This window comes from Lentzea rhizosphaerae, from assembly GCF_042649515.1.
Lineage (GTDB): Bacteria > Actinomycetota > Actinomycetes > Mycobacteriales > Pseudonocardiaceae > Lentzea > Lentzea aerocolonigenes.
In genome coordinates this window covers 79,079-94,284 of record NZ_JBHRZI010000014.1, presented here as the reverse complement: position 1 = coordinate 94,284, position 15,206 = coordinate 79,079, and the positions used below count along the sequence as shown (strand labels likewise).

Genomic DNA, 15,206 nt, shown 5'->3' with positions numbered 1-15,206 from the left:
GGTTGCCCACGCCGCGCCCCACCACTCGTCAGTGGCAGTGACCCTGCCGCCCCAGCGTCGTCTCCGCCGTCACGCCCGGCCGAGTCCACTGCGGAACGGGCCGGCTAGTCCCTTCCCAGGTCGAGTTCCCCTCCGCGTCCGTCCGCCAGAACCAGCACGCGGGACGCCCCTCCGGCCAGCCCTCCGGGTGGTCCTCCCACGCCTCACCCCGCCCGCGCACGGTCATGTCGAGCAGCCCCAGCGACCCGTTGGGGCGTTCGGTGCCGCGGCCTGTCGTCGAGTAGGTGAGGAACGTGCGGTCACCGTCGCGCAGGTAGCTGGTGATGTAGCCCATCTCCCCACCGGCGGGGCCGTCCACCCCGCGCACCGAGTACCAGGGTTCGGAGTAGCCCATGAACTCGACGAACGGGGCCACCTCGTCCCACGCGCCGGTGGTCAGGTAGGCGAACGACACCCCGCGGGTGTTGAGGTACGCGGCGTTGTCGAAGTGCACCGGCATGTGCGTGCAGCCCTCGCACTGGCCCTGGAACGGCGCGCCGTCCCACCACATGTGCTTGTAGACCACGAGCTCCTCGCGGCCCTGGAACAGGTCGATGAACGGCACGGGGCCGCCGGCGCCGACGATCTCGACCTTGCCGTCGAACTCCACCATCGGCAGCCGCCGGCGCGCGGCGGCGATCGCGTCGCCCTCGCGGGTGTGGGCCTTCTCGCGAACGAGGAGCTCGTCGCGGGCCTTCTGCCAGGTGTCCAGGTCGACGACGGGTGGGCGTCCGGTCATGGTTTCGTCCTCCGTGAGGTGCGGGTTCTTTCTTTCCCTTTCACCTCGGAGTCGAAGCCGATGGCGCGATTTCGACATCACCACGGGAAACGAATTGCCCAGATCGCCGGTCGCACGCGCCTCTGCCTCCTCGGCAGCGGATCGTCGTCCAGGTAGGCCGCCCACTGGCCGCCGGTTCTCGGCAGCACCGGCTGCTCGCCGAACCCGCGCACCAGGTCGTGCGCGACCAGTGCCGCCTCAGCCACGTCCGGCCTCCAGCAGCTTGCCGCCGTCCAGGCGCAACCAGCGGTCGATCCTCACCTCGCTCAGGAACCGTTCGTCGTGGCTGACCACGACGAACGCGCCCCGGTACGCGTTCAGCGCGCTCTCCAGCTGCCCCGCGCTGACCAGGTCGAGGTTGTTCGTCGGCTCGTCGAGCAGCAGCAACTGCGGCGCGGGTTCGGCGAACAGGACGCACGCGAGCGTGGCGCGCAGCCGTTCGCCGCCGGACAGCACCCCGACCGGCAGATGTGCCCGCGCGCCGCGGAAGAGGAAGCGCGCCAACAGGTTCATCCGGTCCGCGGGTGGCATGGCCGGGGCGAACGCGGCCAGGTTCTCCGCGACCGTGCGGGAGTCGTCGAGCAGGTCCAGGCGCTGCGACAGGTACGCGACGCGTCCGTCGGCGCGCTTCACCTCACCGCTGTCCGGCGTCAGCGATCCGTGGATCACCCGCAGCAGCGTCGACTTGCCCGCGCCGTTCGGGGCGGCGAGCGCGATGCGTTCCGGACCGCGGATCGCGAGGTCGAGACCGTCGAACAGCTCCCGCACCCGGATGCCGGAGCCGTCGAAGAGCGTGCGACCGGCGGGCACGGCGGTCTGCGGCAGGTCGAGGCTGATCTTCAGCTCGTCCTTCAACGCGCGTTCGGCCTGGTCGAGCCGGGTCTTGGCGGCGCTGAGCCGGGCGGCGTGCGTGCCGTCGGCCTTGGCGGCGGACACCTCGGCGTTGCGCTTCATGTTGCCGGCGAAGATCCTCGGCAGACCGGCGTTGGACAGGTTGCGCTGGGCGTTGGACGCGCGGCGAGCGGCGCGTTCGCGGGCCTGCTGCATCTCCCGCTTCTCGCGCTTGACCTCCTGCTCGGCACTGCGGATGTTCTTCTCGGCGACTTCGCGCTCGGCAGCGACCGCCTCCTCGTAATCGCTGAAGTTGCCGCCGTAGAACCGGATCTCGCCGCCGTCGAGCTCCGCGATCCGGTCCATCCGGTCGAGCAGCGCACGGTCGTGGCTCACCACGAGCAGGCAGCCGCGCCAGTCGTCCAGCACGTCGTAGAGCCGGTGGCGGGCGTCGACGTCGAGGTTGTTGGTCGGCTCGTCGAGCAGCAGCACGTCCGGTTGCTTGAGCAGTTGCGCGGCGAGCCCGAGCGAGATGACCTGACCACCGCTCACCGTGCCGAGCCGGCGGTCGAACGACAGGTCGCCGAGGCCGAGCCGGTCGAGCTGGGCGCGGGTGCGTTCCTCGACGTCCCAGTCGGTGCCGATGGTGGTGAAGTGCTCCTCGTCGACGTCACCGGACTCGACGGCCCTGATCGCGGCCAGGACGGGCGCGACGCCGAGCACCTCGGCCACGGTCAGCTCGGCGGTGAGCGGCAGGTCCTGCGGCAGGTAGCCGAGCACGCCGTCGACGGACACGCTGCCCGCGGCGGGCGTCAGCGCACCCGCCACGAGCTTGAGCAACGTGGACTTGCCCGCGCCGTTCGGGGCGACGAGACCGGTGCGGCCGCCGGGCACCGTGACGGACAGGCCGTCGAATACAGGAGTGTTGTCCGGCCACGAGAAGGACAGGCTGGACACGACGATGAAAGCGTCGGACATGAGACCTCAGAAAGTGCTGCGCGCGAACGACAGTCGCACGAGTGGACAAAGGGGACGACGAAACAGCCACCGCTGTCGATGGCCTGTCACATCCCGGGCTCACCCGGAGATGTCGTCTTCACCCACCAGCACGTCGAGCTCCTCGGTCAGGGGCGTTGATCTCGTCCTCCACGTTAGCAGGGCCTCGCAACGGGAAAGTCCGATCGTGGTTCACTCGGCTGCGTGATGAGTGTTCTCGAGTTGCTGCACGAACGGAGGCAGCGGCAAAGCGTGCCGGGGCACCGGGACGACGACGCGCGGCTCGTGCTGCTGATCGAGGGCGGCAGCTCGCGCGGTGCCTACTCCAGCGGCATGACCATCCCGATCGAACAACACGGCCTGCTGCCGCTGTTCGACGCCGTCTACGGGAGCTCGGCGGGCTCGCTCAACGCGGCCTGGTTGCTGTGCGGCCGCGCGGACCGCAGCAAGCACGCGTGGTGGGACCCGGCCGTCATGCGGACGACGATCAACCCGCGTCGCGCGTTCACCCGGCGGCCCGTCGTGGACACCCACCACCTCATCCACACCATCTACACCCAGGTCGTCCCGATGGGCTTCCAGGAGATCGTCGACAACGCCGTGGAGTTCCACCCGATGGCCACGGACGGACTCTCCGGTGAGGCCGCCGACCTGCACGACCACGTCCGCGACACCCCGAGCCTGCAGGCCGCGCTGCGGGCGTCGACGGCGATGCCGCTGCTCACCGGCGCACCCGTCGTGATCGACGGCCGCCCGTACATCGACGCCGGCCTGACCGCGACCGTCCCGGTGAAGACCGCCCTCGAACAGAAGGCCACGCACGTCATCGCCCTGCGGACCCGCCGCGAGGACGAGTTCGCGATGCCGCCGACCCGTGCCGAACGCCTGGTGCTGACGCGCTGGATGGCCCGGAACGCACCGGGAGCCATCGAGCCGTGGCTGCGTCACGTCGAGATCAGGACGGAAGAAGAAGACCTGCTCGCCTCGCATCCCGAGTGCCTGCAGATCCGGCCACCGCTGGGCAGCGCCAGGGTCGGCCGCACCGAACGACGCCCGCACGTGCTGCGCGCCGCCGTCGACACCGGGGTGCGCGCCGCGATGAAGGCGCTGGAACTGGACTGACTCGGGGTTACCTTGATCGCGTGGACTTCGACGAGTACCGGAAGTACGACGCGACCGGGCTGGCCCGGCTCGTCGCGGACAAGCACGTGTCCGCGGCCGAACTGCTCGCTGTGGCAACCGAACGCGCCGCGGCGGTGAACCCGAAGCTCAACGCGATCGTCAGGGACGTCCCGGCCGAGCCGTCGGAGGATCTCACCGGTCCGTTCGCCGGCGTGCCGTTCCTGATCAAGGATCTCGGCCAGGACTACGCGGGCCTGCCGACGTCGAACGGGTCGCGTTCGCTGAAGGCGCACCGGGTCACGCAGCACTCGACGGTGGTCCAGCGCTGGCTCGACGCCGGTCTGGTGATCTTCGGCAAGACCAACCTGCCGGAGTTCGGTGCCAAGGCGATCAGCGAGTCGCTCGTGTGGGGCCCGGCGCGCAACCCGTGGGACCTGGAACGGACTCCCGGCGGTTCCTCCGGAGGCTCGGCGGCCGCGGTGGCGGCCGGGATCGTGCCGTGCGCCGGAGCGAACGACGGTGGTGGCTCGACCAGGATCCCGGCGGCGTGCTGCGGGCTCGTCGGGCTGAAGCCGGGGCGAGGGCTGACGCCGTTCGGGCCGGAGACCGCCGAGATGATGCACGGCGCGGCGGTGCAGGGCGTCGTCTCTCGCACGGTGCGAGACACGGCGGCGATGCTCGACGTGATCTGCGGCGGTGAGGCGTCCGGACCGTATTCGCCTGCCATGCCGTCGTCGTCGTTCGCGTCGTGCGTCGGCCTGGAGCCGGGGAAGCTGCGCATCGGTGTCCGGGTGCCGTCGGCGATCAACCCGAACCCGCACCCCGAGGCGTTCGCGGCGGTGGAGGCGGCCGTCCGCGTGCTCGCCGATCTCGGCCACCACGTCGAGGAACTGCCGCAGGCGCCGTTCGACGACGCCGCGCTGGCCAAGGACTTCCTGCTCACGTGGTTCGTCAACCTCGCGTGGAAGGTCGCGGACTCCAAGAGGCTGACCGGTGCGCCGGACAGCGCGTTCGAACGCGACACGCTGCTCATGGCCGCGCTGGGACGGGCCACGAGCAGCGTCGACTACGTGGATGCGGTGCAACGACGGCACGAGCACACCCGCCGCCTCAGCGTGTTCTTCGAGTCGTACGACCTGTTGCTGACCCCGACCCTGGCGACGCCACCGCCGAAGGTCGGCGCGTTCGAGCTGCCGGTGTCGTTGCAGCGCGCGACGGACGCGTTGCTCAGGACCCGCACGGCGCGATTCCTCAAGCACACCAAGCTCGTCGACGACATGATCTCCGAGAACCTCGGCTGGGTGCCGTACACGCAGCTCGCGAACATCACCGGCCGGCCCGCGATCTCGTTGCCGCTGCACTGGACCGCGGACGGACTGCCCCTCGGCGTGCAGTTCGTCGCGCCGCTCGCGGGGGAGTCGCTGCTGATCAAGCTCGCGGCCCAGCTCGAGGAAGCGCTGCCGTGGGCCGACCGGATGCCGGAGCTCAGCTGAGCGAGCGCGGCTGGCCGGTCCAGGTCGCCAACCGCGTCAGCATTCCGGCGAGGAGTGTCGCCTGTTGCGCAACGGTGTCCGGATAGATGAACTCCTCGCGAGCGTGGGCGCCGCCGCCGACGGCGCCCAGCCCGCACAGCACCGGCAGGCCGAGCGCCGCGACGAAGTTCGCGTCGCTCGCGCCACCCACTGCTGCGTCGCGCAGGTCGTGGCCCTGCTCCTGCGCGACGGCTCGGGCGAGGTCCAGCAGCTGTGCCGATGCGGGGTTCAGGACCATCGGTGGCCGGTTCCACCCCCGCGTGATCTCCATGTGCACGCGGGGGTCGCTGGTCGTGATCGCCTTCAGTGCGGCGTCGACCCGGTCCTTCTCCTCCTGGGTGCGGACGCGGACGTCGATGGTCGCGGTGGCGCGGCCTGCGACCACGTTGGCGCCGGTGCCGCCGTTGATCAGGCCGGCGTTGACGGTGGTGCCCGCGCCCGGTGCGGCGATTGCCGACGCGGCGGTGACGAACTCGGCGAGGGCGTGGACGGCGCTGGCTCCCGCCTCGGGGGCCAGTCCGGCGTGCGACTCGATGCCGGTGGCGGTCACGGCGAAGGTTCCGGTGCCCTTGCGGGCCGTCTTGACCGCGCCGTCGGCGGAGGGCTCCAGCACCAGGGTCGCGTCCGCCTCGGAGGCGGTGCGTTCGACGATCGGCCGTGACGCAGGGGAGCCGATTTCCTCGTCGCCGTTGAAGACGAACGTCACCGTCGGCACCGGGCTGTCGGCGTCCCTGGCCAGTTTCAGCGCCCAGATGCCTTGTGCCAGACCGGTTTTCATGTCGAAGATGCCCGGTCCGCCGAGCTTCGGCCTGCTGCCGGCGATGGGTGGTGCCCAGTCGGCGAGCGTGCCGGTCGGCCACACGGTGTCGTAATGGCCGATCAGCGCGACGTGTCCGGGGCCGGTGCCCGTGTAGGTGAGCGTGGCGGTGTCGCCGTGCCCGTTTCCGGAGTGGCGCCGCAGCACATCGGGTGGTCCGAGCCGGGCCGTGGCGAGGTCCCGCAGGTGGTCCAGTCCCGCGGCGAGGCCTGCCAGGTCGAGACTCGAGGTCTCGTGGTTCACGAGGGAGAGGATGTCGGCGACGACGTCTGCCGTGATGTCGTGTGTCATCAGGCGCTGACTCCGAACGGGATGCCCAGCAGGTACCAGGCGACGAAGAACGCGACCCAGACGATCCAGACCACGGCGGCGATGGGGATGGTGAACGACGCGAGCGTGCCGATGCCCGCCGACTTGCGGTACTGCTGGACGAAACCGAGCGCCATCACGAAGTACGGGCTCATCGGGGTGACGCAGTTGGTGACGGAGTCGGCGACGCGGTAGACGGCCTGCGTGGTCTCGGGGTCGATGCCGACCAGCATGAGCATCGGCACGAGCACCGGCGCGGCCAGCGACCACAGCGCGGATCCGCTGGTGATGACGAGGTTCATCACGGTGATCAGCACGGCGATGCCGACGAGCACGACCCAGCCCTGCAACCTCAGGTCCCGCAGCGCCTCGGCACCGGTGATCGCGAGGACCTCGCCGATGTTGGTCCACTTGAAATAGGCGAGGAACTGGGAGATCGCGAAGAAGAGCACGAGGATCGGCGCCATCGACCGGACTCCGTCGGCCATGGCGGTGACGACGTCACGTGCGGCGGGCAGCGTTCCGGTCAGGCGGCCGTAGACGGCGCCGACCACGGCGAAGAACACGCCCAGGACCACCGCGATCCCGGCGATCACCGGCGAGTTGACGATGCCGCCGCCCTCGCCGCGCAACGGCGAGGACGCGGGGATCAGCGAGCCCACCAGGAGGGCGATGAAACCCAGCGCGACCAGACCGGTCACCCGCAGCGCGCGGCGTTGCTGTGGCGTCACGGTCATCGCGTCGCGTTCGGTGGCGTCGAGGTCGGTGCTCGGCTGGTCCGCCTCCAGGTCCGAGCGTCGCGCGAGGACCGTCTCCACGACGACCGTGATCACGGTCGCGATGAGGAACGACGACGCGAGGCCGAAGAAGTAGTTGGAGACCGGCGTGACGACGTAGTCCTCGTCGATCGTGCGGGCCGCGGCGGTGGAGATCGACGACAGCAGCACGTCGGTCTTGGTCAGCGACGGCGACGCGTCGTAGCCCGCGGAGATCGAGACGTAGGCGACGATGCAGCCGAGCACCGGGCTGCGGCCCGCCGCGCGGAAGATGAGTGCTCCCAACGGGATCAGCGTGATGTACGCGGCGTCGCCGACGACGTGGCTGACCATGGCCGTGATCGACAGCGCGAAGGTCAGGTACTTGGCCGGCACCCGCGCGACCATGCGCCGCAGCATCGTCGAGAGCAGCCCGCTCCGCTCGGCGACGCCGATCCCCAGCATCACGGTGAGGATCGTGGCCAGCGGCGGGAAGCTCGCGAAGCTCTCGACGGCGTCCGCGACGACCAGCGTGAGCCCGTCCCTGCTGAGCAGGCTGGCCACCTCGACGACCTTGTTCGTCGCCGGGTTCACCGCGCGGACGTGCATCGCCGCGAGCACCGCGCTCAGCACGGCCACGCCGCCCGCGAACAGCCAGAAGAGCCAGAACGGGTTGGGCAGTTTGTTGCCGGCCTTCTCGATGGCGGCGACGCAGCGGAACGCGGCGCGCAGAACTCTCGACTGCGGTTCGGCGGCGGTGGTGGTCATCGGTACCTCGTCGGACGCTGGGGATGTTTCGGCACACGATGGCTACTCGTTGGAGGATTCGCTAGTTTATGACCGATTCAGTGGGAATTACTGGCACACGAGGTGAGTGAATGGCTCCTCCGAAGCTCGACGAGTTCGACCGCCGCCTCGTCGGCGCACTGCACCTGGCGCCGCGCGCCACGTGGGACGACATCGGCGAAGTGCTGTCCGCGGACGCGAGTACCCTCAAACGCCGGTTCAACCGGCTGCACGACGCGCGGATGATCCGCGTGATCGGTCAGGCCGACTGGGGCGTGCACTCCACCGCGATGCCGGTCCACCTGTTCCTGGACGTCACGGGTGCCACCCCGCTCGCCGTCCTCGGCAGGCTGCGCGCCGTGCCGCACGTGCAGCTCCTGGCGCAGATCTCCGGCGACTACCCGGTCTACGCGGTGGTGCACGCCCCGTCGGAAGCCGCCACCAGCGAGGCGATCGACCGCCTGTTCTCCCTCCGGGGCGTGCGCCGGGTCAACGCCCTGCCCGCCCTGACCACCCTGCGGCGCGGCGCCACCTGGGACCCCGGCTTCCTCACCGACGCCGAACGGGCCGAGCTGCTCAGCCTGACCGGTGATCGGGCGGAGGGAACCGCGACCGCGACCGGCAAACCCCTCACCGACGCCGAACGTGCCGTGGTGGCACTGCTGATGCGGGACGCCAGAGCTTCCGCGGCGAGCATCGGGCGCGTCGCCGGCCTGTCCACCTCGACGGCACACCGCCTGGTCCGCCGCGTCCTCGACGAGAAGTGGGTGCGCCCACGACTGGAGGCCGTGTCGGAGTGGCTCGGGTTCCACACCCCGTTCCTGCTGCGCCTGCGGGTGGCTCCCGGGGAGACGCCCGCCGTCATGCGCAGCCTCGACGGACTGCCCCAGACCCGTGTCAGCGTCCACGTCGCGAGCGACATCTCCGTCCTGTGCACGGGTCTCGTGGCCGATCGCGCCGCGCTGGCCGCGTTCGTCGACTCGGAACTGGCGGGAATTCCGGGAATTCGCGCTGTCAGCGTCGACGTCTACCTCTCGGAGCCGCGCCGTTACTGGCTCGATCGCGACACCGTCTCCGGTCTGGGGGAGTTCCACCCACCGGCAGTTCTATGACCCCTGCTAATTCGTTTATGGCGCCATTCGGCCGAGATTGGCGACCGAACGCGGGCGAGTGGTGCGCGGCCATCCGGCTGCTGCCGCGATGAAGTGTTGACGCCTTTGCGCGGCAACGGTTAGCTGACCTCACTGTTCCCTGCTGGATTCTCGCGAGGGGAGCGCCCGTGGCACTCGGTCCGGATTCCGATCCTCTCACCGAACTCAGTGAACTCCGCCGCGACCGCGGCTCGGTTTTCACGAAGAGCCGGGGCGAGATCTACGTCTCCGATCCGGTGCTCGCGAAGGAAATACTCGCGAACGGTGAAGGCCTTTTCCGGGAGCATTCCGATTTCTTCCGGATCAGGACGGGAATGTTCGCGCCGAGGTCCGCACAGGTCGAAATCGGACGGACCGCGCGGGTGCTGCTGCGGCGGCACGCCGTGGACCACGCGGACGAGCTCCCGGCGCTCGTCGCGAAGCTCGCACCCCGCAGCGAGTGGCCGGACGCGGGAAACCGTCTCGTGTACGAGCACTTCCGCCCGGCGCTGATCGGTGACGCGCCCTCGGCCGCCCTGCGCGAGACGGTGGACCAGGTCGTGGAACGGGCGGTGCTGGCCGGTGCGCGTGACCGCTGGTCCTGGCTCGCCCGCCACCGGTTTCGCGGCCGAGTGACGAGGGTCCTGTGCGCGGAGCTCGCTGCCCGGCGCGCCCGTCCCGCGGCTGAGCCTGCCGACCTGCTGGACGTCGTCGCCCGTGCCGCGGCCGAGGGCACGCCGGAAGCCGACCTCGCCGAGGTGTTCCTCTCCTGCCTCTTCGCGGTCGCCGGTTCGATCGGCTTCCTGCTCGGCTGGTCGATCTACCTCGTCGGCACGACGGAGCCCGCGCACTCCTCGTGGGTGGTGCGCGAAGCCCTGCGGCTGTGGCCCGTGGCGTGGCAGTTCGGCCGGACCCCCAGCCGGGAGCACCGGCTCGCCGCGGTCACCGCGAAACCCACCGACGAGGTCGTCGTCTGCAGCTACCTCGTGCACCGCGATCCCGCGCACTGGAGCGAGCCGGACGAGTTCCGCCCCGGCCGGTGGGCGACCGGTGCCGGGCAGGAGGCCTTCATCCCGTTCGGCTGGGGACCGCACGCGTGCACCGGCGCCGGTGTCGCGACCCAGGTCGCGGAGACGCTCGTCGGGCTGATCACCTCGGCCTACCGGCTCGGCGTCACCGCCCCTTCGGCCCGGCCCCAGGTCTCGGCGGCACTCGCGCCCCCGCGGTTCCACCTGCGGCTGGAACCGGTTTCCGCCTGAGGGGAGGTGATCGAAGTGTCGAAGATCTTCCGCGCCGCTCTGTCCGCGCTGAACATCCGCAAGTCCGACCGCCAGTACCGCTGGTACCTGTACCACCACATCTGACCGACGGCGGGGAGCGCGACCGCACCGGGACCGCTCCCCGCGCCCACGGCGACCGGAGCAGCGATGGACACGGATGTGCTGCGCGACCTGCGCGGGCCGAGCGCGGCCGCGGGCGGGGTCTTCTGGCAGACCGAACGGCAGCTCATGGTGTTCGACGCCGATGCCGCCGCCCAGGCCAACACCGACAACTACGCCGACCTCACCCTGCCCGACCGCCTCCTCGACCTGCTGCTGCGCCGGCCGAGCACCCCGGTCTCCTGGAAGCGCGTGCGGTCGGCCTGGAGGGCACAGCTGCGCACTCTCTCAGGGGAAGAAGGCCTGGCGGCGCTCGATGCGCGGATGGACTCCGTGCTGCGCGCGCGGACCGGTCCGTTGCTGAACCTGCCGTGGCTCGCGCACGAGGTCAGTTTCCGCTCCCTGCTCCCGATCGTGCTCGACGGCCTCTCCCCGGCGGACAGCGCGAAGATCACCGAGGACGCGATCGCGAAACTGGCCAGGCTGATGGGCGAGGCCGAGGAGGACCCGCCGTGGTGGCGGTCGTGGCGCCCCTTGTCCGTTCAGGTCAAGGCGGGCCTGGTGGTCCGCCGCGCACTGCGCCGCCGGGTCCGTGACGCGGGCGCCGCGCAGGACCTCACGCAGCCGATCGCCGACCTGCTCGCCGATCTCGGCATGGACCGCGCCGTCGACGCCGTCACCGCCGTGCTCACCGCCATCGCCGGTCCGCCCGGCGCGGCCGCCGCCTGCGTGATGTACGAGCTGGTCACCCGCCCCGACTGGGCGGACCGCCTGGCCGCCGAGTTCGCCGCGACCGACACGGCCGAGCTGTACCGCTCCGGCACCCGGTCCGCGCCGGTGACGCACCGGTTCGTGAAGGAGGTGCTGCGCCGCTGGACGTCTCCGACGATGCTGACCCGCAGCGTGCGCACCCCGCTGCGGGTGGCGGGCCACGACCTCGAGGTCGGCCAGCACTTCGTGCTCAGTCCCGCGATGGTGCACCAGGACGCTCGGTACTGGCGGGACCCGGAGGAGTTCGACCCCGACCGCTGGCTGCCCGGCGCGCCCCACGGCCCCGCGGGAGGCCAGCACTACGTGCCGTTCGGCTGGGCGCCGACCGCGTGCGTGGGCGCCGGACTCGGTCTGTGCCAACTGGTCCTGCTGTGCCGCCTGCTGTGCACCACCTACCGGATCGACCTGCCGGGGGAGGCCGCGCCGACGATGGCGATAGGGCCGGTTCCGGTGCCGGTCGGCTTCGACGGGCGGGTGTCCGTCCGGGGCGGGGCGGGCGTGTCCTGAGTGGCGGCGCTCACCACTATTGCTTCCAAGGCCCCGGCAAAGTCTTGTTGTTGCTGGTAGGGCCTGACTAACTGGCGTCTGCAAGTACCACCAAGTCTTGATCGAACCGCCGCCAACCACACCCAACTGCGTTCCGCTCGCCCACCGAAGCCAGTTGGTAGTAGCAGAACGCCCGATGATCTTGAGTTGGTGGTACTTGCAAACGCCACGAGTCCAGGTCCGGCACGGTGGCCCGACTTTGTCCGGGCCCTGACTATTACTTCAGTGAAGACCAAACTCAAACAACACCGTTGCGTACCTTCGCCTGCAGGCTGCCGCTCAAAGCCGAGCCGCGAGTTACTGCCCGGTGGCTTCGAGGGGCAGAAGCACCTGGAACCGCGTGTCGCCCGGCACCGACTCCACCCGGATGTGGCCGTGGTGCTTGTTGACCACGATCCGCCACGAGATCTCCAGCCCCAGTCCGGTGCCCTGGCCGACCGGTTTGGTGGTGAAGAACGGTTCGAAGATCCGGTTCTTCACCTCGGCCGGGATGCCGGGGCCGGTGTCGCCGATCTCCACGACGAGGTGCCTGTCCTGCCTGAAGGTCCGCACGGTCAGCGTTCCTGACCCGCTCATCGCGCCCAGGGCGTTGTCGATCACGTTCGTCCACACCTGGTTGAGCTCGCCGGCGTACGCGGAGATGCGGGGAAGCGTCCGGTCGTAGTCCTTGACGACCTGGACGTCCGCGAGCTTCCCGCCGAACATCACCAGCGTGGAGTCGAGCAACTCGTGCACGTCGACCACCTGGAACGGGGCGCGGTCCATCTGCGAGTACTGCTTGGCGGCACCGACCAGAGTGGACACGCGAGTGGTGGCGTCCTCGATCTCGTTCATCAGCATCTCGGTCTCGACCGTGTACCTGAGCCAGTGCACGGCGGGTGCGGTGACCGCTGCCGGGCACGGCGTGAGCGCACTTTCCAGCCACTCGACGTCCAGGCCTGCCGCGACCAGGACGGGTGCGACGTCCCACCCGCCGGTGATGCCGTGGTCGTCCAGCCAGTCGGTGACCTCGTCCTCGGCGTCGCTGGTCTCCAACGGGCTGAGCTTCGGTGCCTTGGCGACCCGCTCGACCGCCTTCTCCTGGAGCTTCACCAGGGCCGGCAGCACGGACGGGTCGATCGCTCCCTGGGCGAGCAGAGCGAGTTTGTGCCGCATTCCCGCGACCCGCTCGCGCAGGGCGGCGGTCGCGCGCACGGCGGCCGCGGCCGGGTTGTTGAGCTCGTGGGTGAGGCCCGCGGACAGTGCGCCGAGTGCGGTGAGCCGTTCGTGCTGGCCCACCGTCGCCTGGGTGTTGCGCATGCCCCAGAACAGGCCCTCCAGCAGGTGCATCGCCATCGGGAACCACGCGCGGACGGTCGGCCCGAACTCGTCGGCGTCGAACTGCAGCATCGACGTGGCGGTGATCGACTCGACGGTCATCTGGTAGGTCGGCTGGTCGAGCTCCAGGTAGGCCTGGGTGGCACCGAAGTACGAGCCGCGCAGGCTGCTGCGGCTCACCTCGATCCGCTGGCCGCCGATGTTGCGGCACAGGGCGACAGTTCCTTCGAGCAGCACGAAGAAGCACGTCGCGGGTTCGCCTTCGGTGAGCACGGGCGTGCCCGCCTCGCGGGTCTCGACGTGGCCGTGTTCGGCCAGCCAGGCCAGCTGTTCGTCGTCGAGCTTCTCGAACAGGAACAGTTCGCGCAGGCCGTCCGCGGTGAACCTCTCCATCACGACCTCTCCAGGTAGCGGTGGACCAGGGTGACCGCCATGGCGCCCTCACCGACTGCGGACGCGACGCGCTTCACCGAGTCCGCTCGGACGTCGCCCGCGACGAACACGCCGGGCACGTTCGTCTCGAGGTGGTACGGCGCCCGCTCGAGGTCCCAGCCGGGCGGTGAGCCGCCGAGGTCGGGTCCGGCGAGGAGGAACCCGCGTTCGTCCCTCTCCAGCGTGCCGTCCAGCCAGTCCGTGCGCGGGGCGGCGCCGATGAACGCGAACAGCCAGCTCGCCTGGACGGTCGTCGTCTCGCCCGTCTTGTTGTGCAGCAACGTCAGCGTTTCGAGGTGGTCCTCACCGGTGCCGCCGCAGACCTCGGTGTGCGGGCGGACCTCCACGTTCGGGATCGCCGCGAGCTGGTCGATCAGGTACCGCGACATCGACTGCTGCAGCCCGTCGCCCCTCACCAGGATCACCACCTTGCGGGCGTGCCCGGAGAAGTAGACGGCCGCCTGGCCCGCGGAGTTCGCGCCGCCGACGAGGTAGACGTCCTGGCCGGCGCAGTTCGGGCCTTCGGTCGTCGAGGCGCCGTAGTACACGCCCCGTCCGGTCAGCTCGCCGAGTCCGGGCGCGTCGAGCAGCCGGTACGACACACCGGTGGCGAGGATGACGGTGTGGGCGGCGAGCTCCGTGCCGTCGCCGAACCGGACGATGCGCGCGGCTCCCCGGCGTTCGAGGGCGACGACGTCGCGCGTGGTGAGCAGCTCGACTCCGAACTTGACCGCCTGCCTGCGGGCCCGTTCGGTCAGCTGCCCGCCGGACACCCCGTCGGGGAAGCCCAGGTAGTTCTCGATGCGGCTGCTGGTGCCGGCCTGGCCGCCGGTCGCGATCCGCTCGACCAGGACGGTCCGCAGTCCCTCCGATCCTCCGTACACCGCGGCACCGAGCCCGGCGGGCCCGCCGCCCACGACGATGAGGTCGTAGAACTCGGCCGACGGCTGCGTGCTGAGGCCCACCTCGGCGGCCAGCTCCGCGTCGGACGGGTCGACGAGGGCCTTGCCCTGCGCGGTGACCACGACGGGCAGGGTCGTCCCGTCCTGGTGAGCCGCGGTCAGCAGGCAACGTGCTTCCGGCTCGTCGAGGGCGTGCCAGCGGAACGGAACGTTGTTGCGGGCCAGGAAGTCGCGCACCTCGTAGGAACGCGGCGACCAGCGGTGCCCGACCACCCGCACCCGTTGCGGCGGCTGCCGGTCGCTCACCGCCCACGCGCGCAGCTGCTCGTCGAGCACCGGGTAGAGGTTCTGCTCCGGCGGGTCCCACGGCTTGAGCAGGTAGTGGTCGAGGTCCACGACGTTGATCGCCTGGATCGCGGCGTCGGTGTCGGCGTACGCGGTGAGCAGCACCCGGCGTGCCTGGGGGAACACGTCCATGGCCTGTTCGAGGAACTCGATGCCGTTCATCTGCGGCATCCGGTAGTCGGCGAGCAGCGCCGCGACCTCCTCGCCGCGCAGTTTGATCTCGTGCAGCGCCTCGAGCGCCTGGGACCCGGACTCCGCCCGCACGACGCGGTAGTGCTCGCCGTACATCCGGCGCAGGTCGCGCGCCACCGCCCGCGACACGGCCGGGTCGTCGTCCACCGTGAGGATCGAGGGCCGCGCGACGCGGTCGGCTGTCGTCATCTGCCCAGTCAAACACCAGAACTCGCCCATGACAGCAA

The 15,206-nt window shown here is 70.4% G+C and carries 12 protein-coding genes; 5 read left to right on the top strand and 7 right to left on the bottom strand.

Annotation, left to right across the window (positions count from 1 at the left end; all coding sequences use genetic code 11):
- Positions 1-28 precede the first annotated feature (28 nt).
- From ACFOWZ_RS16435 to ACFOWZ_RS16425, 3 genes are all read right to left on the bottom strand, one after another.
- Entirely contained in the window at positions 29-778 is a 750-nt protein-coding gene (locus ACFOWZ_RS16435) for a DUF899 family protein (RefSeq protein ID WP_382373296.1), read from the bottom strand.
- 77 nt (positions 779-855) lie between these two features.
- Positions 856-1,023 (bottom strand): hypothetical protein, encoded by a 168-nt coding sequence (locus tag ACFOWZ_RS16430; RefSeq protein WP_382373294.1) that lies wholly within the window; start codon positions 1,021-1,023, stop codon positions 856-858.
- Positions 1,016-2,626 carry an ABC-F family ATP-binding cassette domain-containing protein gene (locus tag ACFOWZ_RS16425; RefSeq protein WP_382373292.1) on the bottom strand — a complete coding sequence of 537 codons (1,611 nt, stop codon included), beginning with the start codon at positions 2,624-2,626 and terminating at the stop codon, positions 1,016-1,018. The genes ACFOWZ_RS16430 and ACFOWZ_RS16425 overlap by 8 nt, the downstream gene beginning before the upstream one ends.
- A 225-nt stretch (positions 2,627-2,851) precedes the next feature.
- Here ACFOWZ_RS16425 and ACFOWZ_RS16420 point away from each other — a divergent pair, with 225 nt between their 5' ends.
- On the top strand, positions 2,852-3,766 hold the full coding sequence (locus ACFOWZ_RS16420) for a patatin-like phospholipase family protein (RefSeq protein WP_030465254.1): 915 nt from the start codon (positions 2,852-2,854) through the stop codon (positions 3,764-3,766).
- Positions 3,767-3,786: 20 nt separating this feature from the next.
- A complete protein-coding gene (locus ACFOWZ_RS16415; protein ID WP_382373290.1) occupies positions 3,787-5,259 on the top strand; it encodes an amidase in 1,473 nt (490 codons plus the stop codon).
- Here the strand turns inward: ACFOWZ_RS16415 and ACFOWZ_RS16410 are convergent.
- On the bottom strand, positions 5,252-6,406 hold the full coding sequence (locus tag ACFOWZ_RS16410; protein ID WP_382373288.1) for a M20 family metallopeptidase: 1,155 nt from the start codon (positions 6,404-6,406) through the stop codon (positions 5,252-5,254). The two genes, ACFOWZ_RS16415 and ACFOWZ_RS16410, sit on opposite strands and share 8 nt — an antisense overlap.
- The gene (locus ACFOWZ_RS16405) at positions 6,406-7,947 is read right to left on the bottom strand and encodes an AbgT family transporter (RefSeq protein WP_382373286.1); all 1,542 of its coding nucleotides are present in this window, start codon (positions 7,945-7,947) and stop codon (positions 6,406-6,408) included. The genes ACFOWZ_RS16410 and ACFOWZ_RS16405 overlap by 1 nt, the downstream gene beginning before the upstream one ends.
- Before the next feature lie 110 nt (positions 7,948-8,057).
- On the opposite strand from ACFOWZ_RS16405, the gene ACFOWZ_RS16400 reads away from it, so the two are divergent.
- The 3 genes from ACFOWZ_RS16400 to ACFOWZ_RS16390 all read left to right on the top strand — a co-directional run bounded on the left by ACFOWZ_RS16400 (position 8,058) and on the right by ACFOWZ_RS16390 (position 11,752).
- Complete coding sequence (locus tag ACFOWZ_RS16400; RefSeq protein ID WP_382373284.1) at positions 8,058-9,077, top strand: Lrp/AsnC family transcriptional regulator; 1,020 nt, start codon at positions 8,058-8,060, stop codon at positions 9,075-9,077.
- 167 nt (positions 9,078-9,244) lie between these two features.
- Positions 9,245-10,354: a cytochrome P450 gene (locus ACFOWZ_RS16395; RefSeq protein WP_382373282.1), complete on the top strand. Its 1,110-nt coding sequence runs from the start codon at positions 9,245-9,247 to the stop codon at positions 10,352-10,354.
- Positions 10,355-10,522: 168 nt separating this feature from the next.
- On the top strand, positions 10,523-11,752 hold the full coding sequence (locus ACFOWZ_RS16390; RefSeq protein ID WP_382373280.1) for a cytochrome P450: 1,230 nt from the start codon (positions 10,523-10,525) through the stop codon (positions 11,750-11,752).
- Between the two features lie 336 nt (positions 11,753-12,088).
- Here ACFOWZ_RS16390 and ACFOWZ_RS16385 read toward each other — a convergent pair whose 3' ends face one another.
- Both ACFOWZ_RS16385 and ACFOWZ_RS16380 read right to left on the bottom strand, forming a co-directional pair.
- A complete protein-coding gene (locus ACFOWZ_RS16385; protein WP_382373278.1) occupies positions 12,089-13,501 on the bottom strand; it encodes an ATP-binding protein in 1,413 nt (470 codons plus the stop codon).
- Positions 13,501-15,168 carry an FAD-dependent oxidoreductase gene (locus ACFOWZ_RS16380; RefSeq protein ID WP_382373276.1) on the bottom strand — a complete coding sequence of 556 codons (1,668 nt, stop codon included), beginning with the start codon at positions 15,166-15,168 and terminating at the stop codon, positions 13,501-13,503. Before ACFOWZ_RS16380 ends, ACFOWZ_RS16385 begins: the two co-directional genes overlap by 1 nt.
- Positions 15,169-15,206: the final 38 nt, after the last annotated feature.